The 23,484-nt window shown below is 43.7% G+C and carries 22 protein-coding genes; 19 read left to right on the top strand and 3 right to left on the bottom strand.

Annotation, left to right across the window (positions count from 1 at the left end; genetic code table 11):
• The first annotated feature begins 6 nt into the window (after window positions 1-6).
• The 17 genes from GM921_RS14995 to GM921_RS15075 all read left to right on the top strand — a co-directional run bounded on the left by GM921_RS14995 (window position 7) and on the right by GM921_RS15075 (window position 16,416).
• A complete protein-coding gene (locus GM921_RS14995) occupies window positions 7-456 on the top strand; it encodes a protein-disulfide reductase DsbD domain-containing protein (RefSeq protein WP_182923443.1) in 450 nt (149 codons plus the stop codon).
• 222 nt (window positions 457-678) lie between these two features.
• A complete protein-coding gene (locus GM921_RS15000) occupies window positions 679-1,944 on the top strand; it encodes an aminotransferase class I/II-fold pyridoxal phosphate-dependent enzyme (RefSeq protein WP_182923444.1) in 1,266 nt (421 codons plus the stop codon).
• Between the two features lie 63 nt (window positions 1,945-2,007).
• Window positions 2,008-3,765, top strand: coding sequence for a TetR/AcrR family transcriptional regulator (locus GM921_RS15005; protein WP_182923445.1), 1,758 nt, complete (start codon window positions 2,008-2,010; stop codon window positions 3,763-3,765).
• 671 nt (window positions 3,766-4,436) lie between these two features.
• Window positions 4,437-5,300 (top strand): RteC domain-containing protein, encoded by an 864-nt coding sequence (locus GM921_RS15010; RefSeq protein WP_182923446.1) that lies wholly within the window; start codon window positions 4,437-4,439, stop codon window positions 5,298-5,300.
• Between the two features lie 145 nt (window positions 5,301-5,445).
• On the top strand, window positions 5,446-5,982 hold the full coding sequence (locus tag GM921_RS15015) for a hypothetical protein (protein WP_182923447.1): 537 nt from the start codon (window positions 5,446-5,448) through the stop codon (window positions 5,980-5,982).
• Between the two features lie 22 nt (window positions 5,983-6,004).
• Window positions 6,005-6,337, top strand: a complete 333-nt coding sequence (locus GM921_RS15020) for a DUF4134 domain-containing protein (protein WP_182923448.1) — start codon at window positions 6,005-6,007, stop codon at window positions 6,335-6,337.
• 10 nt (window positions 6,338-6,347) lie between these two features.
• Window positions 6,348-6,683 (top strand): DUF4133 domain-containing protein, encoded by a 336-nt coding sequence (locus GM921_RS15025; protein ID WP_182923449.1) that lies wholly within the window; start codon window positions 6,348-6,350, stop codon window positions 6,681-6,683.
• A complete protein-coding gene (locus GM921_RS15030) occupies window positions 6,670-9,135 on the top strand; it encodes a TraG family conjugative transposon ATPase (protein WP_182923450.1) in 2,466 nt (821 codons plus the stop codon). The genes GM921_RS15025 and GM921_RS15030 overlap by 14 nt, the downstream gene beginning before the upstream one ends.
• A gap of 2 nt (window positions 9,136-9,137) precedes the next feature.
• Window positions 9,138-9,515, top strand: a complete 378-nt coding sequence (locus GM921_RS15035; protein WP_182923451.1) for a hypothetical protein — start codon at window positions 9,138-9,140, stop codon at window positions 9,513-9,515.
• A gap of 89 nt (window positions 9,516-9,604) precedes the next feature.
• A complete protein-coding gene (locus tag GM921_RS15040; RefSeq protein WP_182923452.1) occupies window positions 9,605-10,306 on the top strand; it encodes a conjugal transfer protein TraI in 702 nt (233 codons plus the stop codon).
• Window positions 10,290-10,952, top strand: coding sequence for a hypothetical protein (locus GM921_RS15045; RefSeq protein ID WP_182923453.1), 663 nt, complete (start codon window positions 10,290-10,292; stop codon window positions 10,950-10,952). The genes GM921_RS15040 and GM921_RS15045 overlap by 17 nt, the downstream gene beginning before the upstream one ends.
• Window positions 10,939-11,568, top strand: coding sequence for a TerB family tellurite resistance protein (locus GM921_RS15050; RefSeq protein WP_182923454.1), 630 nt, complete (start codon window positions 10,939-10,941; stop codon window positions 11,566-11,568). Before GM921_RS15045 ends, GM921_RS15050 begins: the two co-directional genes overlap by 14 nt.
• 16 nt (window positions 11,569-11,584) lie before the next feature.
• Window positions 11,585-12,784, top strand: coding sequence for a conjugative transposon protein TraJ (gene traJ / locus GM921_RS15055; RefSeq protein WP_182923455.1), 1,200 nt, complete (start codon window positions 11,585-11,587; stop codon window positions 12,782-12,784).
• A 29-nt stretch (window positions 12,785-12,813) separates the two neighbouring features.
• Window positions 12,814-13,425 carry a conjugative transposon protein TraK gene (traK, locus tag GM921_RS15060; RefSeq protein ID WP_182923456.1) on the top strand — a complete coding sequence of 204 codons (612 nt, stop codon included), beginning with the start codon at window positions 12,814-12,816 and terminating at the stop codon, window positions 13,423-13,425.
• A gap of 3 nt (window positions 13,426-13,428) precedes the next feature.
• Window positions 13,429-13,653, top strand: a complete 225-nt coding sequence (locus tag GM921_RS15065; protein WP_182923457.1) for a hypothetical protein — start codon at window positions 13,429-13,431, stop codon at window positions 13,651-13,653.
• A 27-nt stretch (window positions 13,654-13,680) separates the two neighbouring features.
• Entirely contained in the window at window positions 13,681-14,739 is a 1,059-nt protein-coding gene (gene traM / locus GM921_RS15070; RefSeq protein WP_182923458.1) for a conjugative transposon protein TraM, read from the top strand.
• Between the two features lie 66 nt (window positions 14,740-14,805).
• A complete protein-coding gene (locus GM921_RS15075; RefSeq protein ID WP_182923459.1) occupies window positions 14,806-16,416 on the top strand; it encodes a hypothetical protein in 1,611 nt (536 codons plus the stop codon).
• A gap of 44 nt (window positions 16,417-16,460) precedes the next feature.
• On the opposite strand, the gene GM921_RS15080 is transcribed toward GM921_RS15075, so the two are convergent.
• Both GM921_RS15080 and GM921_RS15085 read right to left on the bottom strand, forming a co-directional pair.
• Complete coding sequence (locus GM921_RS15080; RefSeq protein ID WP_182923460.1) at window positions 16,461-16,652, bottom strand: hypothetical protein; 192 nt, start codon at window positions 16,650-16,652, stop codon at window positions 16,461-16,463.
• Window positions 16,653-16,808: 156 nt separating this feature from the next.
• Window positions 16,809-17,687 carry a hypothetical protein gene (locus GM921_RS15085; RefSeq protein ID WP_182923461.1) on the bottom strand — a complete coding sequence of 293 codons (879 nt, stop codon included), beginning with the start codon at window positions 17,685-17,687 and terminating at the stop codon, window positions 16,809-16,811.
• Window positions 17,688-18,960: 1,273 nt separating this feature from the next.
• On the opposite strand from GM921_RS15085, the gene GM921_RS15090 reads away from it, so the two are divergent.
• The gene (locus GM921_RS15090; RefSeq protein WP_182923462.1) at window positions 18,961-20,031 is read left to right on the top strand and encodes an IS110 family RNA-guided transposase; all 1,071 of its coding nucleotides are present in this window, start codon (window positions 18,961-18,963) and stop codon (window positions 20,029-20,031) included.
• Window positions 20,032-20,134: 103 nt separating this feature from the next.
• Here GM921_RS15090 and GM921_RS15095 read toward each other — a convergent pair whose 3' ends face one another.
• Entirely contained in the window at window positions 20,135-22,255 is a 2,121-nt protein-coding gene (locus GM921_RS15095) for an Hsp70 family protein (RefSeq protein ID WP_182923463.1), read from the bottom strand.
• A gap of 494 nt (window positions 22,256-22,749) precedes the next feature.
• Between GM921_RS15095 and GM921_RS15100 the strand changes: the two genes are divergently transcribed.
• Window positions 22,750-23,436, top strand: a complete 687-nt coding sequence (locus GM921_RS15100) for a hypothetical protein (protein WP_182923464.1) — start codon at window positions 22,750-22,752, stop codon at window positions 23,434-23,436.
• Window positions 23,437-23,484: the final 48 nt, after the last annotated feature.

Below are 23,484 nucleotides of genomic sequence, written 5' to 3' on the forward strand. Positions count from 1 at the left end.
AACATTATGAAAAATTTAATATTGTTATTTGTGTTGTCGATGTGTTCAATAGAATACTGCAGGTCTCAAATTGAAATCCCGGTGAATATATCTTATGCGGCTAAAAAAACATCTGGTAATACGGCTACAATTTTTATAAAGGCAACCATTGATAACGATTGGCATATTTATTCAAGTCTACAAAATAATGGTGGACCATTAAGGACTAGCTTAAATTTTGCTAAATCCGAAAATTATAAGTTGGTTGGTCAAGTTGCTGAGCCTATACCAATTAGAAAATACGAAAAAACTTTTGGGATTGAAGTATTTTATTTTGAGAAAGAAGTAATTTTTAAACAAAAAATAATTTTGAAATCAAAGCGTGCTATTGTCAAAGGGAAGATAGAATTTATGGCCTGTGATGATCATCAGTGTATGCCCCCCAGAGAGGTAAATTTTATTATCCCGATAAACTAACATCTAATTTCATTTTTGTATTAATACTCAGAGTTTCAACTATGGATCTCATTAATTTTAGTTAGTAATAGTTAATTAATTTCGGGAGTGTTGTCGGATGGCAGCTCCCGATTTTTTGTTGATATTTTTTGGGGGGGTGTATGGATAATTTTTGCTTTTCGCACCTAGTGGTGCATTAATCAGCTTTAATTTGGCGGTATTACAAATTAAAGCTGAATTGTTATGAACAAGAACAACAACATCGATTTTGCCAAGGCAAGTTTTAAGGATTTTGAGAATATCGCTGGATTGGATCCTTACGAATGGGCTCATTTATGGAAGGAATACGTGGCCTTTCGTTCTAGGGCTGGAATGTTCAACTACCGTCAGGAAAACCTTTCTGGTTGCGGGCCTGAAATTGAATTGGATATTTTGGGTAATGGGCACCGGAAGTTTGTGAGTTTGGTCTCCAATGATTATTTGGGTTTTACCCAGCACCATAAGGTGAAGGCCGCAGCTATTGCGGGGATTGAGAAGTTTGGTTCAGGTGCCGGTGCTTCCCCTGCCATTGGTGGACATTATTCCTTCCATCAGGATATCGAGGACAAGATTGCCAAGTTCTTTAAGCGGGATGCAGCGATTGTTTTCACCACCGGTTACACGGCAAATTCATCTTCCCTGCAGGCACTTTTGAAAAAAGAGGATCTGGCAATCTTGGATATGGCGGTACATACGTCCGTTTATGAGGGTTGTCTATTGACCAACGTGAAAACATTTCCGCATAACAATCTGGAAGCTTTGGAGAATGTGCTGAAGAATACTTCGGGTCAGTATCGGACAAGGTTTGTGGTAGTGGATGGTGTGTACTCACAGGATGGTGATTTGGCTCCATTGGATAAAATAGTTAAGCTGGTAAAATCATATGGTGCATACCTTGTTGTAGATGATGCGCATGGTACTGGAGTAGTTGGTAAGACAGGTCGCGGAGTGATTGAAAAGTTTGATCTTTTTAAAGAGGTGGATATCATTACGGGTACTTTTTCAAAGACTTTTGCCCATGTTGGAGGTTATCTGGTTGCCTCTGAAGAACTGGTTAACTACCTGAAGTTCCAGTCCCGTCAGCATATCTTTTCTGCAACCTTATCACCTGCTTCTGCATGCATCTTGCAGGCGATCGATCTGGTGGATTCGGAGCCAAAGTGGATGGAGAAACTGTGGGACAATATTGAATATTTGAAAACTGGACTGCAATCCTTGGGGCTTGATGTGGGGCCGACTTCCTCTGCGATTATTCCGGTGAAGATTGGTGATGTAGATTTAAATGCAAGGATTTGTGGGATGTTGTTGGAGGCTGGTATTTATGCCAATCAAATCAATTATCCAGCGGTTTCTAAAAAGGATGCCAGGATAAGAATGAGCGTAATGGCCACCCATACCCATGTGATGCTGAATCGGGTGTTGAATGCCTGGGAGGATGTGGTCAAAAAAACAGGGATCGTGCAGTCGTAGTAAATGTTGGTATTGGTTTGGTTAGGGTTTTATTTTAGAATGAGTTGTAAACTACTATAGGTTTTGGCAAGACAGAAAAGGATCAATCAGCGCGGTGAACAGACCAGAAGGAAACTGCTGGATGCTGTTGCGGAAATTATGCGGGAGCATGGTTTTGTTGGACTTACTGCCGCGCAGATTACCAAATGGGCCTTGAAGGATAAGAATGCGATCCCAAACCATTTTGATTCTTTGGTGAACCTAAAAAAAGCATATATCAAGGAGAAGGATTATTGGCCGCCGTTCTTTGAGCGGTTTAAGCTTTCTTCTGATGCCGATGCGATTGAAATGGAGGGTTTGTTTGCCGAGGTGATGAAGGAGAACTTTAGGTTTTTTGAATCTAATGAGGAAATGCAGAAGATTATCCTTTGGCAGATTTCCGAGGAGAGCCCGCTGTTGCGGAGTATTTCTGAGGCGAGGGAGAAAGAGGCTGCAAAACTACTTTCGATGACCGATCCCTTCTTCCGGTTTACCGAAATCAATTACCGTGCGGTGATGGCATTGCTTCTTGGCGGAATCTATTATATCGTGCTGCATTCCAATACCAATAAAAGCGTGGTCTGTGGATTGAATATCCATGTGGAAAAAGAAAGGAACGAATTACTTCGAACCATCGAGCAGATTGTTTCTTGGGCCTGGAAGCAGGCGACACATCATAAATTAGGTGAGCTAAATGCTAAAAAGATGAACTATGAATTTGAAGGCCTTGAAAACCTGGCCAGCCAGTTCCTTAAAAGAGCCAAGGAAGGAAATAAGGTTGATTTCTCTTCTTCGCTGCTGATTGAAGAGCTTAAACGGGTGGAAGAGGTTTTGCTCCGTCAATTGTTGGCTATTACAGATAGTGGCCATATCGAAAATTTCCTGAAGATCAATCTGCACCGTCTGGTTGGTATAGCCGATAACTTTTATGATGGTGGAAGGGAAAGTTTCTTTGTGGAAGCAAGGCTCGTGCTGGCTACGATTCACAAAGTTTGTGGTCCAGTAATGGAAATGGTCCCCGGTTCGCTAAAGCTCCCAAAGCTTTTTGTGGTGGAAAAGTCAGTGGAATTTGATAAGAGGGCAATCGAGATTGCAAATGTTCTGAGTGTGGCGAAGATGGATAAGCTTTTGATCAGGATTGTGCTTACTCCTTTTAGAAGGTTTTCTGAAGAGAAGCGGAACTTGAAATGGAGTGATTATAGGTATCTGAATAAATATGCACTGCATCTGGAAGGGTTGCTTTTTGGTGGAGAAAAGGTTACGGTAAGCGAAGACCAGATAATTGATGTGCTGATCGAATTAGGCCTAAACCATGTGACGCTAATCTCCTTTTTTGCGATGCGGTTAAAGGAAAAAATGCTGGGGCTAAGGTTTATCGAGCGAAGTGATTTACTGTTTGAGGCGAGAAAACGTGTCTCACAGTTGAGCCTTTTTGTCATGATGTGCTATGAAAGGGATAAGATGAGTACCTCGGCAGAAATATTGAAGTGGCTGGATGCAGAGATCGAGGCGCTGAGGGAAGAACCTGCCGAAATAGGTCTGAATGTAATGAAGATCAGAAGCCGGATGCGGGTGTTGGAACTTGCCTTTTGGCAAAAGCTTCAATATGATCATGGGGTTTATGAGGAAGATAACCTGGATGTTTTTACCGATAAGATTGCTCATAATTTTTCAAGCAAGGGACAGGAAGTTCTTTCGGGTAAAAGTATTAAGAGCAAATTGTACGGTAAGGAGCTTTCGGTGATTTCTGCTACGGAAAAACTGCTGGTAGAGATGCTGGAAGACGTTCGAAGATTTTTATAAGATCGTTTGTTTAGTTTAGGATGGGGCAATAGTGGTGGTTCGCTATTGCCCTTTTTTATGGATCAATGTAGTGTTCCAAGTCATTTCTTCCCAAGAAATAAACATATTCATAGATCAGGGTTTTTGTGAAGCCCTCCAGTTTTTCAAGGTCGCTGGTGCGCTTTTGCAACAGTTCGGTGAGGGTATGAAACCCATAAAGTTCACAGACTAGCTTGAGTTCCAGGCTGAGTTCCAATTTTTCTATTGGAGTGTTTAATAAATGTTCGTTTAATTTGGGCTGCATAATCTTGTATTCCTGTTGCCCCCTACAGAAACCTTTTTAAACGATATAGCGCGGGACACAAGTCATATCCGCCCTAGAGGTCCCGCTAAGAACCCGACAAACAAGATAAACCGTGCCCGCGCTTTAGCGCAGACGACCAGTCTATTCTTTCTTGTTTGTCTTTTGAAATTTAGCGGGTTTCTAGAACAAGTAAAAATAGCTATCGCTATGAATATTTTAACAGTCCAAATATACTAAATCTTGTAGAAACCTACTGATTTTTCTTGGGGGTGTATGTGCGGTACATACACTTGATGGGCGAAGTTTTATTGGGCTTTTTTGCTTTGTAGTTTATCGCTCTTTCTTTTTTAATGCCTCAGGATTAAGGTCGGAACTTAAAATGATGAATATGACAATAGAGAAAAGTATGGAGCTTTTGGGGAAGCTAAAAGCTGAAATGGAATCTGTGAAAGAAGTTGGTGTTACCCCTATCCAAAGGTTGAAGGACAATTTGTCGCTGGTTTCTGGTGCACTTGCCGAGCTTAAAAAAATGGTCTTGGACCTTGGTTTTGTTTCTGTAGAAGAGGAGATTGAATTTTTCAAATTGGTCAAGCCCAAGTTCTACAGTGAACTGGTTTATGCGACCGAGGTTTTTGGTTTTGAAAAGGATAGACCGGTGTTACCGGGTGGTTATATAGAATATTGTAACCAGCAGTTGGTTTTTATATCCCGATTTTTCCGCCAACATGAAATGTTGTACCAATATTACCGCCTTGGAGCTGTTGAAATGGATTCTATCTATTTTCTAAGAGGTGCCAATCTAAATGGGGTAATGGGATTGGGAGTTCCTGAACTTGACCCTACTTTTTGCACGGCAGGTGATTACCTGTTTTCAAAATTTTTGGCCTATGAGCGTATGGAGTGCTGGGTCAAGTCTGAACTTCAGGCTCCTATCAATGGCGTTGTTGCTGAGCAGGTCAGGAGCAAGAAAGGCCGGGAACTGCGATGGACGGGCGATGCGAGCAACTTGATCGAAATTCTTTACGGGGTTTTTGAGACCAGGCAGTTCAATGGTGGCGAGGTAGATATCGCCGATCTGGTAGATGTTTTCGAGCAGCTATTCCATGTGAACCTTTCCAATTATTTCCAGCGGTTTGCCAAGATCAAGCAGCGCAAACTGGTTTCCAAGACCAAGTTTCTGGATGAGATGGTGGTTGCCGTCGCTAAGCGAATAGATGATGCGGATGCGTTTGTGCCTTCTTGGGCGAAATAATTTGATGGTTGCTTTAGGTTGGTTTTAGCTTTTTTCATAGTTCTTTTTGGGTTTATATGCCAGGTTATAAACCCATTTCGGTTTTGGGTCTTCAGAGTTTTGGATGTGCTAAGGGCAATTCAGCGCTTAGGAAAAATATAAGGATATGTTACAACAGTTTACTTGGGGGCAGTTCCTGCTGGCTTCGTTCATGTTAAGTTTTTTATGGTACTGCTTTGTGATCTTGGTCTTTTACCGCAAAGAGGTATTTGGACTTTTGGGAAATGGTGGTTCAGAGCCGTTGCCGCACCGATGGGAAAAGGGCGTAGAGCATTTGGATTATGACAGTGATGCAGTGTCTGGGAAGGGTTTGGATGTTCAGGATTCCTTATTGGGGAAATCGGCAATTCCAGATGGGATGTCGGTAATTGGAATGGGCCAGCTTTCCTTTTCGGGAAGTTCGGATGGAAGGTATGGGCAGGTTGGTCTGGTGGCAGACGTGATCCAGGAGCTCAAATTGATATTTGGCAAACTTGAGTCCGAAGCAGGTTCAAAGCTTGACTTTTTTAGGTTCTTGGAAAAAGTGAAGGAGGATTATGGCAAGATCGGTGCGCATCCGAATGTGTCAGCTATCAATGAGTTTATCGTTTCGCATGTGCCTTTCCATCTTTCGGCAGAAGAGCTGGAGAATTTGTGGTATTAGGTTTTATTTAAAAGGATTTTTTATGAAAAGATTAACTGAAAAAAAAGAGTTGGGGTTTCGGGTTTTGGTGATCGTGCTATGCTCGGTTTTGGTGCTGGTTTGCGGGATATGCTTTGCGCAGGATGGTAATGCGGGAATCCAGGAGGCCACTAATAAGGTGAAGGGCTATTTCGATACGGGTTGCGATTTGATGTATGCCATTGGTGCAGTTGTGGGGATAATCGGCGCGGTGAAGGTGTTCAACAAGTGGAATGCTGGTGAGCCGGATACGAGTAAGGTAGCTGCGGCCTGGTTTGGTTCCTGCATTTTCCTTGTGGTAGTGGCAACGGTGCTGAAATCTTTCTTTGGGATTTAATTTATTGGTTATGGCTAGTGTATATCAGATCAATAAAGGGGTTTCTAAACCGATTGTATTTAAGGGATTGAAGGCTCAATATATTGCTTATCTGGCTTTGGGGCTGGTGTTTTTATTGGTGTTATTTGCGGCGCTATATATTTCAGGACTTTCTTTATTTGTGGTGCTGCCGTTGGTGCTGGGTTTGGGTTCGGCACTGTTCTTTACCGTCTTCCATTTATCGCATCGATTCGGGGAACATGGCCTTGGCAAGTTTTTGGCAAAGCGTGGTCTGCCACGGTTTATTCGATTCAATTCTAGGCGGATTTTTATTTCTTTGAAGGGAGGTGGTCATGAAAGAGGCTAGGGAAATTCTGCCGATCTATAAGATTGAGCACAACTGCATTTTGTCTCGTCAGGGAGATATTACCGTTGGCTTTAAGGTTTCGTTGCCTGAGATCTTTACGCTATCGGATCGTGATTATGAGAGCTACCATCAGGCATGGATTAAGGCAATCAAATTGCTTCCCCAACATTCGGTATTCCATAAACAGGACTGGTTTGTTGCGGGCAGTTACAAGGCCGACTTTGATGGGGCGCGGGATAGTTTTTTATCCAGGTCTTCTGAAAGGTTTTTTTACGAACGGGAATGTTTGGACCATTGTTGCTATATCTTTTTGACCAAGAAACCATTGGGCAGGAAACTGTCTTCTTCGGTGTATAGCAATGTTCTGCGCAAGAGCATCGCCCCGGGCCAGGTGATCCAAAAATCTTTGGCTTCGGATTTTTTGGATTCGGTCGGTCAGTTTGTTAGGGTGATGGAGGATTCTGGTTTTGTCTCTTTGCATCGGCTTTCGGATGATGAATTGGCGGGTACTGCAAATGTTCCAGGGGTGTTGGAGCGTTACTGTTTTCTCCTTGAGGAAGGTCAGGCTTCGGTTATACGTGATATCCATCTGCGTGATGGGATCAGAGTTGGCGATAAGGCGCTTGAACTCTATACGCTTTCTGATGTGGAAGATCTGCCTTCGCTTTGTGGAAGTAGGATCAATTATGAAAAGTATTCTACCGATCGGACCAAGTTTTCTGTTGGGTTTGCCTCGCCCCTTGGACAGCTTTTGCCCTGTAACCATATCTTGAACCAGTATGTGTTTTTGGGTGATCCTTCCGCTACGTTGAAGCGGCTGGAGGCGAAGAAACTTCGCCTGCAATCCTTGTCTGGATATTCCAGGGAAAACGCGATCTCTAGGGATTCGGTCAATGATTTTCTCAACGAGGCGATTGCCTCGGGCAGGCTTCCGGTAAAGGCGCACTTTAATGTGCTGGCCTGGAGTGATGATGAGGCTGGGCGGGCAGACTTGCGTAACCTGGTTTCTTCTGCCATGGCGCAGATGGATGCAGTGGCCAAACAGGAGACCGACGGGCAGGCGCAGATCTGGTTTGCGGGACTGCCAGGCAATGAGGCGGACTTTCCGATGAACGATACATTTGATACTTTTTTGGAACAGGCGACCTGCTTTTTTAATCTGGAAAGTAATTATAGGAGTTCTGTTTCGCCCTTCGGGATCCGTTTGGGCGACCGTTTGTCTGGTCGTCCGGTGCATGTGGATATTTCTGATGAACCGATCAGTTTGGGTTTTGCGACCAACCGCAATAAGTTCATCTTGGGACCATCTGGTTCGGGCAAGTCATTTTTCACCAATCATCTGGTCCGCAGTTACTATGAGCAGGGAGCGCATGTCGTTTTGGTAGATGTTGGACATAGTTACAAAGGATTGTGTGATCTGGTAGATGGCTATTATTTTACCTATTCTGTCGAATCGCCGATTGCCTTTAATCCCTTTTATCTCTCTGATGGTGATGTGATGGATACCGAAAAAAAGGAGAGCATCAAGACGCTTTTGCTTGCGCTTTGGAAAAAGGACGATGAAAGTTTTAGGCGCTCGGAGTATGTTGCTTTGAGTAACGCTTTGACCTTGTACTTTGAGCATTTGGAATCTCGAGGTGATATCTTTCCCTGCTTCAATACCTTTTACGAGTTTTTGCAAGATCAGTACCAGTCGGTGCTTGATACTTCCAAGGTCAAGGAAAAAGACTTTGATATGGCTGGATTCCTGTATGTTCTTTCTCCCTATTACCGAGGTGGCGAGTTTGATTATCTGCTCAATGCCACCGAAAACTTGGACCTGCTTTCTGAGCGGTTCATTGTCTTTGAGCTGGACCAGGTGAAGGACCATCCGATTTTGTTTCCGGTGATTACGCTAATTATTATGGAGGTATTCATTTCCAAGATGAGAAAACTCAAAGGGGTACGCAAGGTGATTTTGCTGGAAGAGGCCTGGAAGGCCATTGCAAAAGAGGGAATGGCCGAATACATCAAATATCTTTTTAAGACGGTGCGTAAGCATTTTGGTGAGGCGATCGTGGTGACCCAAGAGGTAGAAGATATCATTTCCTCTCCGATTGTCAAGCAGGCAATCATCAATAACTCGGATTGTAAGATCTTACTCGACCAGTCAAAGTATCAGAACAAGTTCGATCAGATCCAGGAACTTTTGGGATTGACCGAAAAGGAAAAAGCGCAGGTACTTTCAATGAACAAGGCGAACGATCCAAGGAGAAAATACAAGGAAGTGTTTATCTCTATTGGGGGTCAACTTTCCAAAGTGTACCGCACCGAAGTTTCGCTGGAAGAGTACTTGGCCTATACTACCGAAGAGCGCGAAAAGGTAAAGGTGCATGAATATGCCAGGCGATATGGCTCTATCCAAAAAGGGATTGCGGTACTCGCAAATGAACTCAAAACTAAATCAAAATAACTATGAAAAATTTTAGGATAATGATAAGTATGATCATGTTTTTGATTGTGATTATGCTGGGGTGCTCATCGGACAAGGTCAGGGATTTTATACCCGGAACTTATGTGAATTCTGCGGGTGGTGAATTTTCGGTCGCAAGTGATACGCTTGAAGTTGAACTTATAAAGGGGAATAATTATGTGATCCATCGCAGGACTGGTTTTAATCTGGTGACGGACGGCAAGCTAGGTAAACGAGAGTATGAAGTAGAAAAGTGGAGTGCGGTCTATAGTTCCAATACGCAGGTTTTGACCGAAACCAAAAAAGGTAAGCTCATCTCATTCTTTCCCGATAGCGGCTTGCTTCGTGTTGGGCAACGGTCGTATAAAAAGATGGATTAAGAAGGAAAAAGATATTTGGCTTTGCTGGAAAGCTCAGCTTAATACCAAAGCCAAAAGAAATTAACGTAAAAAATATTAAAGAAATAGAAATGAAATTTTTAAAGTCTATGAAAAAATTTATGGTCATACTCCCCTTGAGTACCATGACGCTGTTTGTAGCATTGCCCGTTGGGGCAAATGCACAGGTGGCGGTATTGGAAGTGATCAAGGCAGGAGTGAAAAAAGTAATCAAGGCGATGGACCTTAAAGTCCAGCGTTTGCAGAATGAATCGATCTGGCTACAGAATGCGCAGAAGGTGCTGGAAAACCAGTTGTCTAAACTGAAGCTGACGGAGATTTCAGATTGGACGCAAAAGCAGAAAGAGCTTTATTCGAAATATTACGAGGAGCTTTGGAAGGTGAAATCTGCCATTGTCTATTACAAGAGGCTCAAGGAACTGTCCGCTCGGCAACTGGATATCGTGGAAGAATATAGATGGGCCTGGAACCTGTTCAACAAAAGCGGCCATTTTTCGGTTGATGAACTTGCTTCTATGGAAAAGGTGTATTCGGGGATATTGACCGAGAGCGTAAAAAATGTTGATCAAATCCTGGTGGTGGTGAATTCCTTTAAGACCCAGATGAGTGATGCGGCTAGGCTGGAACTGATCTCCGAGGCGGCAAAGGAAATGGAGCGCAACTGGTCTGATCTGAAAAGGTTCAATAGGGAAAATAGTCTAATCAGTATCCAGCGTGCCAAATCAGTAGATGAGGCAGCTAAACTAAGGGAGCTGTATGGGATCGAGGATTAATTGTTTATTCAAGTTTGTAGTGGTTTCGCTGGTTTTAGTTTGGGGCTTGGTTCTTGGCTCACTTCCTTGTTCTGCCCAGACTTATAATGAGATCTTCCGCCAAAAGAAAACGCAGGAAAAGTATCTGCTCAAACAGTTGGCTTACCTGAAAATGTATGCGGGCTACCTGAAGAAAGGTTATGATGTGGTTTCTGATGGATTGGGTACAATCAAGGGATTTACCTCTGGTGAGTTCGGTCTTCATGAAGCGTTCTTCGGTTCGCTTGCTTTGGTAAATCCGCTGATCAAAAACGATTATAGGGTAATGGAAATTGCCTCGATGCAGGGAAAGATTTCTAGGGCTTTTAATCTGATGCTTCGTTTGGATTTAGGGAGTGAAAATATTTCCTATATCCGCTCAGTGCGAGATGGGGTGATAGCAGAATGCAACAAGGATTTGGATGAACTGCAACTAGTGGTTTCAGCTTCGGAGCTTGAGATCAGCGATGAGGATCGGCTTTTAAGGCTTGCCAAGGTACACGGCTCGATGTCGGAAAAGCTGGAATTTGTCTTAGGGTTTTATGTGGAAGTCCAGACCATAGCGCAATCTCAAAAGGATGGAGACAAGACAATTCAAAAATTAAGGAGGATATATGAACAGAATTAGAAACACAGGGATTTTAGGGGCTTTGCTTTTGATGCTTTACGGTAATGTTTGCTTTGGCCAATCTTCCGAGGCGACGCAGTTGCTACTCAACGTGGAAAAGCTATCACAGCTGAAGAATATTTTGACCGATATGAAAAAGGGGTATACCATTGTTTCTAATGGTTACCGTTCGGTAAAGAATATTGCAGAAGGGAATTTTTCTTTGCACGAAGTTTTTTTAGATGGATTGATGCTGGTGTCGCCGGAAGTAAAAAAATACGCACGGGTGGCAGACATCATTACCTATCAGAAAAACATTGTCTCAGAGTATAAGCGGGCGTTGAAGGCTTTCCGATCGGCTGATGTTTTTTCGCCAGATGACCTTGAATACGTTGGGCTGGTCTATAAGAACCTTTTTGACCAGAGTTTGCAGAATTTGGAGGATCTGACGATGGTGATTACTTCTTCCAAACTGCGAATGAACGATGATGAAAGGCTTCGGGCAATTGACAGGATATTTCTAGATACCCAGGACAAACTGATGTTCCTGCGGAATTTCAATTCGGAGGCCAATATGCTTTTATTGCAGAAGAAAAAGCAGAAAAAAGAAATTTCCCAGCTCAAAGGCCTTTACTGATTTTAAACTAAAGATTATGGATAGAAAGATTTTTTTAAGCGCCGTTTTGGTGCTGATCGGGATGGTATTGCCGCTGGTCTCCTTTGGGCAGGGTGTTTCCGACTCGCTTCGGGGAATGCAACCTGTGCTGGACAAGGTGTACGGGGAGATGATGCCGCTATGTTCCCGGCTCATCGACGTGGGTCGTGGGCTAGCTGGATTTGGTGCGCTGTGGTATATCGGCTCAAGGGTGTGGAAACAGATTGCCCAGGCGGAAGCGATTGATTTTTATCCCCTGCTGCGACCATTTGGTTTGGGGCTTGCGATACTGATGTTTCCGATGGTGATCAGTCTGATGAATGGGGTATTGCAGCCGACGGTTTCGGCAACTGGTGCTATGGTAAAGGATTCCAACAAGGCGATTGAAAGGTTACTCGCTGAAAAGGAAGCGGCGCTGAAAAAGACCAAAAAGTGGCAGGTCTATGTTGGCGAGTCGGGTGATGGTGACAGGGAAAAATGGTATAAATATCGACATCCGAAAGATCCAAATGGTGATGACGAGGGGTTTTTGGACGGGATTGCCAATGACATGAGCTTTTACATGGAAAAGCAGCAGTATAATTTTGAGAACTCGATCAAAAAGTGGATGAGCCAGGTACTGGAGGTTTTGTATGCGGCAGCTTCGCTTTGTATCAATGTGGTACGGACGTTTATGCTGATCGTGATGGCCATTCTTGGACCACTTGTTTTTGGCTTTGCGGTTTTCGATGGCTTTCAGCAGACCTTAACGGTTTGGATTGCCCGCTATGTGAATATATTTCTCTGGCTTCCCATTGCCAATATCTTCGGGAGCATCTTGGGCAAGATCCAGGAAAACATGCTCCGTTTGGATATCTCCCAGATCGATTCCGCTGGGGATACCTTTTTCTCCTCGACCGATATCGCTTACCTCATTTTTCTTCTGATTGGCGTGGTTGGTTATGCCTGCGTACCCTCGGTAGCCAATTATGTAGTTCATGCGGGAGGCGGAAATACGGTGGTGCAGAAAGTGAATTCTATCATTTCGGGAAGTTCTTCTGTTGGGATGCGTGGGGCGTCGGCAGGTGCTGGAATGGCGGCCGATGGTCTTGGTGATCTGGCCAGAAAGGTAAGCCAGGGTTATGCAGCGCAGAGTACTGGGGATTATTTTCCGGATGGTGGGAGTTCGCACCAAAGGGACAAACTTTCTGGCAAGTAGGTTTTTGCTTTTAATTAATACTTAAAAAGATGTTTACACAATTTAAAAATATAGATACTGCCTTTAGCCACATCAAGACCTTTTCGCTGTTTTTGATCTGTGCATGCGTACTTGTTTCAAGCTTTGCGATTTACAAGAGCTTTGATATGGTGCGAACTAATAATGCCAAGGTGTATATTCTGGCAAACGGCAAGGCGATAGAAGCCTTTTCGGCCGAGCGCAAGGATAACATTGGGGTTGAGATCCGCGACCATGTGAAGATGTTCCACCACTGGTTTTTTACGCTAGACCCAGATGAAAAGGTGATCCAGCGCAATATGCTATTGGCGTTGAATTTGGCCGATCAGAGCGCGAAGAAAAGTTATGATAATTTGAAAGAGCAGGGGTATTTTACCAATTTGATTTCTGCTAATATCTCCCAGGAGATTACCGTCGATTCGATGGAGCTGAACCTAGATGTGTATCCCTATTACTTCAAGTGTTTTGCGACCCAGCAATTGGTTCGTTCAACTTCGACGATCGTTCGGCGGCTGGTGACCCAAGGGTATTTGCGCAATGTGTCTCGATCGGACAATAATCCGCACGGGTTTTTGATCCAGCGCTGGGAAACGCTATTGAATGAGGATGTGGTAAAGCCCTAAGCTATGGGATGGTTCAAGAGAAAGATGGGTGAAGACAATGGTGCTTCGCTTGATATGGTGTCTGAGCGTATTGCTGGTTCGATACTTCACTGGCAGGTCCGGTTTTCAGCAAAGCTGAATGCCCTAGCCAAAAAAATAAACAAAAGGCTTTTGATGGCTTTGATGGTGATTGCCGGGCTGCTATTCGGCGGCTATTGCCTATGGCTGGTTTGCAGCCTATTTAGATAACCAATTATTTACACAAATCAATTTTATATGGAAAGAGTTAAAAAAACAAGGGACAAAAGGAAGATCCTTTTGGTGTTGCCTCTGATGCTTTTGCCTTTTATGGCGCTTGCATTCTATGCGATGGGTGGCGGTCGTGGCGAAATGATTGATTCATCACTTGCGAGCAAGGGAATCAATACCGCTCTGCCAGATGCAAATTTTAAGGTGGAAGAGCCCGTGGATAAAATGGGGTTTTATGCCAAGGCTGGAAAAGACACTTCGGGCTCTTCGGGAGGTCTGGGGATTTCTAGCAAGCTGGGTTTTGGAGCCGAGGATGAAAAAACCTCGGAGATCAATGCCAAGCTGGAAGCGTTGAACAGGGAAATCAATTCAACACCAGTTAATGCGGTTGCTGGAGGGAAAAGTTCAGCGTATGCCCAGGCCACAAAACAGAACGATGCAGGAATAAAAACAGATGTGGACCGATTGGAACAGATGATGAAGTCCATGAGCGAGGGCAAGCAGAAAGATCCTGAAATGGAACAAATGAATTCGGTTTTGGAAAAGATACTGGACATCCAGAATCCCGTTCGGGCCCAGCAGAAAGTTTTGGGCAGGATCTATTCGGGACAGGATCTGGAAAAGTTTTCTGCAATCACTGCGGTGATTGATGGGAACCAGAAGGTGGTGCAGGGTGCTTCTGTAAAGTTGCGGTTGACCGATTCTGTGCTGCTTTCTGGGGTGATGATCCCAAAGGGACACTTGCTTTTCGGCTTGTGCAAAATTACCAATCAAAGGTTGCTGTTGGACATCAAGAATGTGCGTTTGGGGAGCCAGATTATTCCGGTTGATCTTTCTGTGTATTCGCTGGACGGCATGCCAGGGATTGATGCGCCGGATGCGGTTTTTCGTGACGCAGCTGGAATGGGCGCGGCCGATGGGATTTCGGGTGTTTCGGTCTACGGCATGGAGGGAGTTGGTGGAGAACTGGCTGGCGTTGGGATCGATGCGGCAAAGGGACTGCTATCCAAAAGGGTGAGAGTGGTCAAAGTGAAATTGAAAAGTGGCCTGCAGGTCTTGCTTCGGAACAACGAAAAAAATCGATAAGTGGGCAGGCTGGAACAGCAGTTAGCGGGAATCGGGTTTTCGAATGAGATTGACCATGGACTGAGCATGAAGACCTATTCGCTCCTTGCCTTTGGCGAACCTATTGAAATTGATCGGTTGGTCGAAGAGAAACGGGTAAAGTTTGTGCTGGAACTGGAGGGAAAGGATTCTGGAAATCTTGAACTGAGTGGCTATGAACTTCATTTGCCAAGAGATATAATAACCCCGCCACATTTTAACAACGGCACCTCTACCAGTGAGATTGAAGAAATGCTCAAGCAGATCGATTTTCCAACGGAGGTGCCGGAAAACTTTATGGCATTCCAGGATCAAGATCCAGCATTCCATCAATTGGCCATGGTGTTCAAAGAGATGGACAACCTGGAGTTTTTTATGGTGGATATGATTGCTGAGTTTGGCGATTGCAGGGAAAACGCCAATATCAAAGAGATGACAGATAGCCTGCTGGTCAAATATGGCATGGGCAACGGGCTTGAAAAGTATCTGCTGAAAATGAACGAGGAATACTGGAGGGATAAGTTCTACAATATCATTCCCTTTCCGGCAGAGCTCCATATCGGAGCAATATTGAACAGAATTAGTGAACCGGGTGCCTTAGAGACATTGAGTAGTCTGGTGCAGGGCAACCCACAAAACAAATTGATTATGAACTTGAATAATTTAGAGAACCTCCGTGAGGAGATGTCGAATCTGGGCTTTAAAAAAGAGCTCATCGAGCAGATGGAAGAAAAGATGAAGGCGAATGTGGCGGACTTCAAGTTGTATGATTCGGTCGAGGCCACTCGTGGTCGGGTGGATATGACTTTGTCGTTTAAGCAATCGAGCCAATCGGATTATTATTATCTGAACAAGTTTGAGGTCTGTCATGAAAAAGGACAGCCGATTAAAGCAGGCGATAAGATTATGGTTTTGACCCAGACCGAGGGGGCGGATAAGGGAATGACAAAGGTTTTTGTGCACGTTTCAGAGGCCATTGCTTTTTTCAACGGCCAAAAGGAAATGTTCAAGGAGCAGAACGGGGTGAGCAATCTGGTGATTGGGAAAGATGCCAATTCTGCTGTAAAGCTGGCGACAATGGAAAATGGGAAGGTAAACTATATCCAGAAGGAGTTTGGCCAGACCTATCGTACCTCTCCGATCAACCAGACCATTTACGTGGAAAAGGGTAAAGGGTTTTCAGCAGAGCAGGCGGTAAACTTGATTCAAGGTCGTGCGGTTTACCGTGATGACATGGTTTCCCAAGCTGGCCAACAATATAAAGCCTGGATCAAATTGGACTTTGATGTGCCCAAGGATAGGTTTGGTAATTTCATGATCAACCAATATACCGATCCGGCTTACGGTTTTGATTTGTCGAAGGTACTGGATAAATTTGAGATCAAGGAATTGGGTGATCCTGCAAAACGTGTGATTTTAGAAGGCAGTATTCGCAATGGGAATCGTGCTTTGGTTACCGTTGAGAAAAATGGCGAGCCCGTAAAGCTGGAACTGGAAGCGGTTCCTCGCTACAGCCAGATCAACCTTTATACCAAGGAAGGTAGGCCAGAAAAACGCGAACAGTTTTTAAAGCAACCTGATATGAAGCAGGAGTATGCGCAGAGCAGGAACAAGGCGCAGGAGAAAAACAAGAAGCAGGGACAGGGATTGGGCGTTTAGATACTCTAAATAGTAAAGGGCTTGCCAATCGGCAAGCCCTTTTTTTAATAAACCAGATCAAGTATTCCGTTGCCGTTTCTCTGATCGATTACCCTTGCGATTCGCCAGATAAAATAGCGGCGCATGGGGATTGAAATCACTTTAACAAACTCACCAGTTTGAAAGCCTTCGTTGATCCTGCACGAAATTGTTGATAATGTGAATGGATCGCCTTGGTAATGGATTGTTTTTTCCATTTTTTGGTATTTAATTTATTGCGATCTTATTTATTGATTAGAAATATAAATATAGCCAAAATTTTTGATACTGAAAAATCGTGGAATTCGTGTATAGTTACCTATCCGACTGCTCCTTGGAATTTGATTGTTTTAAGTGCTGAGGTACTGCTTCGATCAGAAATTAAGTCCTTTTTGATGTATGCTTTCAACCTTGATTACATGATCAAATTCACATTTGGTACAATGCTCTATCAGTTCCCCCTCAGTTTTACTGTGATAAACTTCTATGCTCATGCTTCCACATTCAGGGCATCGTGGATCGTGGTCAAAACCAAGATACTTCATGAACAGATTTTCAAATATCGAAACCGTGGTAGCAGCCATTATAATGCATATTTTTACATCTGGAAAGTTTTTATGCGAGGAATGGACGATCTCAGAAGCATAGCTCCATGCCATGTCCACCATTTTTCTTGCGTGGCTCCTTAATGATGCATTTTTTTGATCTGGGGCATATTCCTCAATAAATGCGTATGCAATTCCCTTGAAGTCAGCTTTCTTGAGTTCTTTTTCCGCTACGAGTATTGGGTTTCTCTTTGTCAGTTCGATTCCCAGGGCGATCAGCGCCTCTCTGCAGGTGAGCCCAATGGCCTGCATTTCCTCAGGCTCCATTCCGATGTGCACTCTGTCTGCTGCAAAGGTAAGTTTTCTCCGGATTTCGTGTACCTGCTCCAAATCCAAAGGTATTTCGTCCAGAACGTTTTTAGACCTTTCTTCATCTTTTTGCAGTCTTTGCATTATGCCCAGGTGAAAAGAATAAACTTCATCGACAGAAAAATAGAATGCATCTTGAGGATAAAGGTTCATTGGCACCCTATAACCTTCAGCTATCCACCAAGCACCCTTATTTGTTTTCACGTTCCAAATGTGAACGGTAACATCATGCAAATCATAGGTGCTTTCCAGTTGGATATTCAAAACCTTATTGATCTTGTTCTCCTTCATGTAGCGCTTGATGCGTTTTTCCGTGTCTGTGTATTCTTTGGGCGTCATTTTAAATCCTTTTTTAAATGTAGGAATTTTACAGAGTAGATGACTAATTTATCATATGACTATAAGCTCATTCAAACCAAAACCATGGAATGCGCTGTCATTTGAACAAAAATACCTCATACGAATTTTTAGGGCAGGAAATTTATGGGCTTTGGTGGTTAATTTTTTTTGGCATTTGGTTTTGAAAAGACCTAGTTTCACAAGCGAATCTTATAAGTTTACCGAGTCCCGCTGTAGGGCAAATCGGACATGGAGGCTAACGGTCTATCAATGGATTATGTTAGGCGGGTAGAAGGTTTACCAACTAAGATTTATGAAACTGGTTACAGTTATTGGACGGGAAGCGTACTTCAATACATCTAAGGGAAGACCTAGAGCAAGATTTAGTGCCCGTCCATTTTTTTCCTTTTGTAACTTTAGGAAAAAGGCTTAGTTTCACTCCGTGCCAAGTCATTTGCTTCAGACTGGCAGAAGAACAAGTCGCTCATCAAGGCTAAGGGCCTAACTTTGGATGGTGTCCTGCCGTGTTGTAGAAGTCTATAGTTTGGCCAGTAAACTGCTTATTGTGGTTATTGGGCGGGAGTGCATTTCAATACATCTAAGGGAAGACCTAGGCAAAGATTTAATGCCCGTCCATTTTTTAATTTTTATTTAAATTTTATTGCTGAGAACAGGACGTTTAGTAATATGTCTCAGATTTCGTTTTGCAGGTTTTTCTAAAAAGACCTAGTTTCGCTACGAACTTATTGGAAAGGTTTTCGTCCAGTTGAAGAACAAGTCTGCCAGCAAGGCTAGCGGCCTATCAGTGGATAATGTCCAACTGGGTTTTGGAAGCTGATCGCAATGGTTTGTAAACCGTATCGGTTATTGGGCGGGAGTTGCATTGATAGACATCTAAGGGAAGACCTAGAGCAAGATATAGTGCCCGTCCATTTTTATTTTTCCATTGCTTTTTTTAAGCTTTAAAATTCTTTCTTGCTCAAAATAAACGAGTTGTATATTTCTTAGCTATTGTGTCTTGACAAAGTTTTACGAACGGACTTAGTTTCGCCGCGAGCCCAATAGGTTTTCGACTAGCTGCCTTGGAACAAACGCATTGATTAGGTTAATGGCCTTTGCGGAGATCGTGTTCGGCATCGCTTGGAAGGTTATCTAATGGGTTTAGAAACTGCAATGCGGTTATTGGACGGGAAAGGCACTGCAATCCATCTGAGGGAAGACCTAGAGCAAGATTTAGTGCCCGTCCATTTTTGTTGATTTTTATTTTAAGGATATGCCCGCACAACTCAAGGCCGATGAATATACCTACTTTATCGGAACCGACATTTCAAAGAACAAGTTAGACCATGCGGTCTATAAGGGAAGGACGCTCCTTTTCCATCAGGTGATCAAAAACGATGTGGCGGAGATTACAGCCTTTATGGAGAAGGTGAAAAAGATCAGGAACTTTGCGATGTACAGGGCAGTGTTCGTGATGGAGAACACGGGGTTCTACGGTAATCATTACATGGAGGTGCTGAGCGAGATGAAAGCAAATATCGTGGTAGAAGATGCGGGTCATATCAAAAATTCCCTTGGACTGATCCGTGGAAAGAACGATAAGATCGATGCTATGCGGATTGCCGAATTTGCCTATAAGTGCAGGGAGGATCTGAGGCTGTGGATTCCAAAAAGGCAGATCATGTTGGAGCTGGCAAATCTAGCTACCCTGCGTTCTAGGCTGTTGAATGTGAGGGAGGCGATTGCTGAACCGCTCAAAGAACAGCAGCAGTTCATCAAGTCAGGGATTGCTGGAACGGCCAACCAGTTGTGCCAGCGCAGTATCGATTCTATTAAGGCCGATATTGCCGATGTGGACAAGGTCATATCAAGGCTCATCGCTGATGATAAGCGGTTGTCAAGGATATTTGCGCAGATGGTGTCGGTTCCCTGTATCGGCCCGGTTACTGCGGTACAGATACTGATCAGTACCAATGAGTTCAGGGATATCAGGTGTCCAAAGAAGTTTGCCTGTTATGCCGGGATTGCACCCTTTGAAAAGCAGTCGGGAACGATGACCTCCAGGGCAAGGGTATCCCATATGGCCAACAAGAAAATGAAATCGCTTTTACACATCTGCGCGGTATCGGCGCTCAGGGTAAAATGGGAGATTGCAGATTATTATATCAGAAAGACCAAGGATGAGGGAAAACACAAGATGCTTGTGCTGAATGCGGTTCGTAATAAGCTTATTTTGAGGGTGTTTGCCTGTGTGATCCAAGACAGGTTCTATCAGGAGAATTTTGTCAGAGGCGGTGTTCCTGAATTCTTTGAAATTCCCTCGGAAGTGATTAGGATTGAATAGGAACTGCTATAGGACAAAGTGTACATCAACTGTATCATCGATTTTTGTGGAACGTATCGTCAAGGTTAGCTGAATTGGCTATTTATAGGTTTAAAAAAACTGGTCATAGGGAAATGACTTCTTGATAGCCGATTACTGGATTGGATAGGCTAAGGGAGATTTTATAATTGGCGTCGATGACTAAAGAGAGTCCAATCGTATTTTTACCACTGGTGATGGGAATGCTCAATTCAATCACTTGGTCATATACCCCCGTGCTGTTCATAACCTCAAATAGTGGCAGGATTAGGTTGGGCTGGTTTTTCCCGCCATGGGCGATCAGTAAAAAAACTGCGGTGCAGGGTATGGTCGTATTCTGGGCAAGGAGCGTGCTATAGATGGTATTCAGTTCTGGCATTGGATTTACTTCAATGGTGGTCTGCTTGGAATCCCTATCATAGCGGCCTATGTTTTTTGCCTTTAAGGCAAAGCCCGTATTGTGGACGCTCAGCAGCAATTCTTCCCTAACGATGCCATTTAGCACCCCTGCCTGGTAGGCATTTCCAAGGCATACTGCATTTTCCATGAATTGGTCAATGATGGGGATTCCGGTAAACAGCTCATTGATGATCTCCTTGACGGTGAATATCTTTGCGCCCTGCCCGGTGAGCATCACCGCATCTATATGGTGCATTCTTCTTGGAGAGCCCTCGTCATTGGAACCCGCTCGCATGATGTTGTTGATGTGGCGCATGACTTGGACATTAAGGTGCGAAGTACACGCCCTGAAATCATCTCTTGTAAAGGGAATGCTGTAATCAATCAGGTTCCCATGGCCATCGTCCTGATCTGCAATGATAAAGGATTGCTGCTCGGAACTGCTCAGGACCTTTTTTAAGCGCTCTGCCTCCATCATCACTTTATTAAAGTCGAAGCCTCTCAACTCCGGATACTTTTCCAGGAGCCGTTGGGAAGCGAGGTTGAGTATGGCATAGTCATAGTCCACTCCACCCACCGTATTATCCCCAAGTATGGCCTTGGTGTCATACACCCCATCTTCGAATTCCTGTACCGATAGATCGAGCGTACCTCCACCCAGATCGATCACGATGAACTTTACTCCTTCCTTATTTGCTGTTTTACCGCGAAATGCCTTGGGCAGCAGGTAGCAGGGCGAAGTCCCTTCGTCATGCATCCTCATTACGTTCAGTCCTGCCTGGGCGAATGCATCCTTAAGCGCCCTGGATTGCCGCAAGCTAAAGTTAGCCGGTTTTGCAACGACGACTTTTTTGAAGCTGCACCCGAAAAATTCTTCTGCACTAATCTTTAGTGAGCGGATGATTAAGCTGCCCAACTGCTCCGGTGTATATTGGCTGCCAAAGATCTCAAAGTTCTTCCCTGCGCCCAGCTGCCGCTTGATGTGGCTGATGCTGATAATCTCCGATGAATCCACATGTTTTAGCGTGGGGTTGCCTACGATGTAATTTCCAGTATTAAAGAAGCTCAATACAGAGTGCAAAAGGAAACCTCCACTAAGTGCTGGTACCAGTTCTACTTGCCCCCGCTGGCTCATCAGTCCGCACATCGAATAGCTGGTTCCAAAGTCTATCGTCAGGATGGGGTCTTGCGGCAAGAGAACTGCATAGTTGTGTTGAGAGGGCTTAGGTCTAATCTCATTTCCTGCGACTACAAACTGGTGGGTTATTTGCTGGTTTTCCAACAGTTGAAGAATTTTTTTATACCTGTCCCCCGGCTGTAGGAAATGTTCGTAGGCTAGCCTTACATCTGCATTATTGGTCAGCATAGCACAAAGTTCGTCGTAGGCGATAACATAGATATTAGGGATAGTTTCCCTGTAATAATCGATCAGTTTTTCAATCTTATCCCGTCCTCCTTTTAGATAGCCGGGTGATAACACCGAGTTCGTCACAAAGATATATTGGTCTGGCAGCGGGTAATTGCCAGACTTGAATTTTCTCATTTCAGCAATAAACTGTGTACGGACCCATTGATACTGGTCATGGTCATGCACGTCACGTGACTTGAACTTTGCTTGCACGATCCATAGTCCGTTATGAAATGTCGTAGGTGAGTGGAAATTTGCCCTTCCCTGAAAAGTTAGCTCTCTTGCTCCATCTGCCCCAAGACCGAATACCAATGAGCTGTTTCCCAAGATTTTCTGAAACAAGGCCTGTACGAGGTTTTCAAAATCTCCTGAATTGAATTCGTAAAAGTTATACGACATACTAGCACTTATTTTTAATGGTAAAATGTTGTGTTTAGTGGCATCTAGGATCAGTAGGTTCGTACAACGTATACGTGGACTAACCGATACCCCTAAAACAGAACGCACGATATTCCACTGCCATTGCGCAATTTATGTACAAGTTTTGTATTCCGCAATTAATCTTTGGTAATCCCCGGTCTTACTAATTTGAGTTGGACAAATTTGACAATAAGAACCTCACCTTAGATTTTCAGTGAGGTAAATTACTATACAACATTTTTATTGCTCAGCTGCATTCTGATTCATCCAACCTTTTTGAGTAGCAAATTTCTGAACAATTGATTTTTCGAAAAGACCAAGCCCTAAAGGGTTTGCTGAAAAAATCTTCCCTGCTCGCTGCGCTCTCGAGGTTTTTTTTCGCAAAGTCTTGTCTTGCAAATCAATTGTATCAAGGTGAGGGGGCTTAACAAAAAGCCAGGAGGCGTTAGCCGACTGACCTAAATAATTAAGCCATGATACGATTAAAAGACAGAAGCCCACCGAAAAAAAGCAGTGCCAAAAAATTAACTGCTCGAATTAGAAAAACTATGCCCATTGGGCAATTAATCAAAATTATCCACCCACAATTTTTAAAAACAGAAATCATGAAAACGTTAGATTTAAAAAGAAAAGCAGACAACAACGGTTCAAACGGAACAGCTACGGCAGTTCAAACGGTACAGGCTAAAAATGGAGCTATGCCAAATAGCACAACATTTGACGATAAAAAGGAGGATGCCAAAAAAGTAGATACAGCGCAGGGCTTGCAGGTTGCCGAAACCCCGAAACCACAGGCGGAAGCACCAAAGGCAGAAGAGAAAAAAGACGAAGCAAAACTAGTTGCACAGGAAACAAAACCAGCATTGAATTTAGAGGGTACGTTGAAACTTGTTGAGGAATTGCACAGGCGTAAAATCCACCGTGATAATTTGCTTTCTACCATCAACACTTTAGACGGATTTAAGGTTTTGGTACAGGATGAAAACGAAGACATCGACTCGGTACAGTTCCAAGGCTGTAAATTGACTATCGAGGATGATGATAGAAATTCGTTCATAACCAAAAACCCTGCAATTATTAAAGCGGTTGCCGAGTTCGTGAATAAACTTTGTGTTGACAAATTAGCTGAAATTGAAGCTAATATTGTTATCCCTGCTTAAATCCTTTTGCCCTTTGCCGATTGGCGGAGGGCATTTTTTTTATTAAAA

The organism is Pedobacter planticolens (assembly GCF_014172375.1).
GTDB lineage: Bacteria > Bacteroidota > Bacteroidia > Sphingobacteriales > Sphingobacteriaceae > Pedobacter > Pedobacter planticolens.

What these genes read in the sequence shown, in the direction of transcription:
- GM921_RS15040 (WP_182923452.1), top strand. Translation starts at nt 9,605, where the DNA reads ATGAAATTTTTAAAGTCTATGAAAAAATTTATGGTCATACTCCCCTTG.
- GM921_RS15095 (WP_182923463.1), bottom strand. Translation starts at nt 22,255, where the DNA reads ATGTCGTATAACTTTTACGAATTCAATTCAGGAGATTTTGAAAACCTC.
- GM921_RS15030 (WP_182923450.1), top strand. Translation starts at nt 6,670, where the DNA reads ATGAAAGAGGCTAGGGAAATTCTGCCGATCTATAAGATTGAGCACAAC.
- GM921_RS15000 (WP_182923444.1), top strand. Translation starts at nt 679, where the DNA reads ATGAACAAGAACAACAACATCGATTTTGCCAAGGCAAGTTTTAAGGAT.
- GM921_RS15010 (WP_182923446.1), top strand. Translation starts at nt 4,437, where the DNA reads ATGACAATAGAGAAAAGTATGGAGCTTTTGGGGAAGCTAAAAGCTGAA.
- GM921_RS15075 (WP_182923459.1), top strand. Translation starts at nt 14,806, where the DNA reads ATGAAGACCTATTCGCTCCTTGCCTTTGGCGAACCTATTGAAATTGAT.
- GM921_RS15080 (WP_182923460.1), bottom strand. Translation starts at nt 16,652, where the DNA reads ATGGAAAAAACAATCCATTACCAAGGCGATCCATTCACATTATCAACA.
- GM921_RS15085 (WP_182923461.1), bottom strand. Translation starts at nt 17,687, where the DNA reads ATGACGCCCAAAGAATACACAGACACGGAAAAACGCATCAAGCGCTAC.
- GM921_RS15050 (WP_182923454.1), top strand. Translation starts at nt 10,939, where the DNA reads ATGAACAGAATTAGAAACACAGGGATTTTAGGGGCTTTGCTTTTGATG.
- traK (WP_182923456.1), top strand. Translation starts at nt 12,814, where the DNA reads ATGTTTACACAATTTAAAAATATAGATACTGCCTTTAGCCACATCAAG.
- GM921_RS15090 (WP_182923462.1), top strand. Translation starts at nt 18,961, where the DNA reads ATGCCCGCACAACTCAAGGCCGATGAATATACCTACTTTATCGGAACC.
- GM921_RS15065 (WP_182923457.1), top strand. Translation starts at nt 13,429, where the DNA reads ATGGGATGGTTCAAGAGAAAGATGGGTGAAGACAATGGTGCTTCGCTT.
- GM921_RS15015 (WP_182923447.1), top strand. Translation starts at nt 5,446, where the DNA reads ATGTTACAACAGTTTACTTGGGGGCAGTTCCTGCTGGCTTCGTTCATG.
- GM921_RS15035 (WP_182923451.1), top strand. Translation starts at nt 9,138, where the DNA reads ATGAAAAATTTTAGGATAATGATAAGTATGATCATGTTTTTGATTGTG.
- traM (WP_182923458.1), top strand. Translation starts at nt 13,681, where the DNA reads ATGGAAAGAGTTAAAAAAACAAGGGACAAAAGGAAGATCCTTTTGGTG.
- GM921_RS14995 (WP_182923443.1), top strand. Translation starts at nt 7, where the DNA reads ATGAAAAATTTAATATTGTTATTTGTGTTGTCGATGTGTTCAATAGAA.
- traJ (WP_182923455.1), top strand. Translation starts at nt 11,585, where the DNA reads ATGGATAGAAAGATTTTTTTAAGCGCCGTTTTGGTGCTGATCGGGATG.
- GM921_RS15025 (WP_182923449.1), top strand. Translation starts at nt 6,348, where the DNA reads ATGGCTAGTGTATATCAGATCAATAAAGGGGTTTCTAAACCGATTGTA.
- GM921_RS15100 (WP_182923464.1), top strand. Translation starts at nt 22,750, where the DNA reads ATGATACGATTAAAAGACAGAAGCCCACCGAAAAAAAGCAGTGCCAAA.
- GM921_RS15020 (WP_182923448.1), top strand. Translation starts at nt 6,005, where the DNA reads ATGAAAAGATTAACTGAAAAAAAAGAGTTGGGGTTTCGGGTTTTGGTG.
- GM921_RS15045 (WP_182923453.1), top strand. Translation starts at nt 10,290, where the DNA reads ATGGGATCGAGGATTAATTGTTTATTCAAGTTTGTAGTGGTTTCGCTG.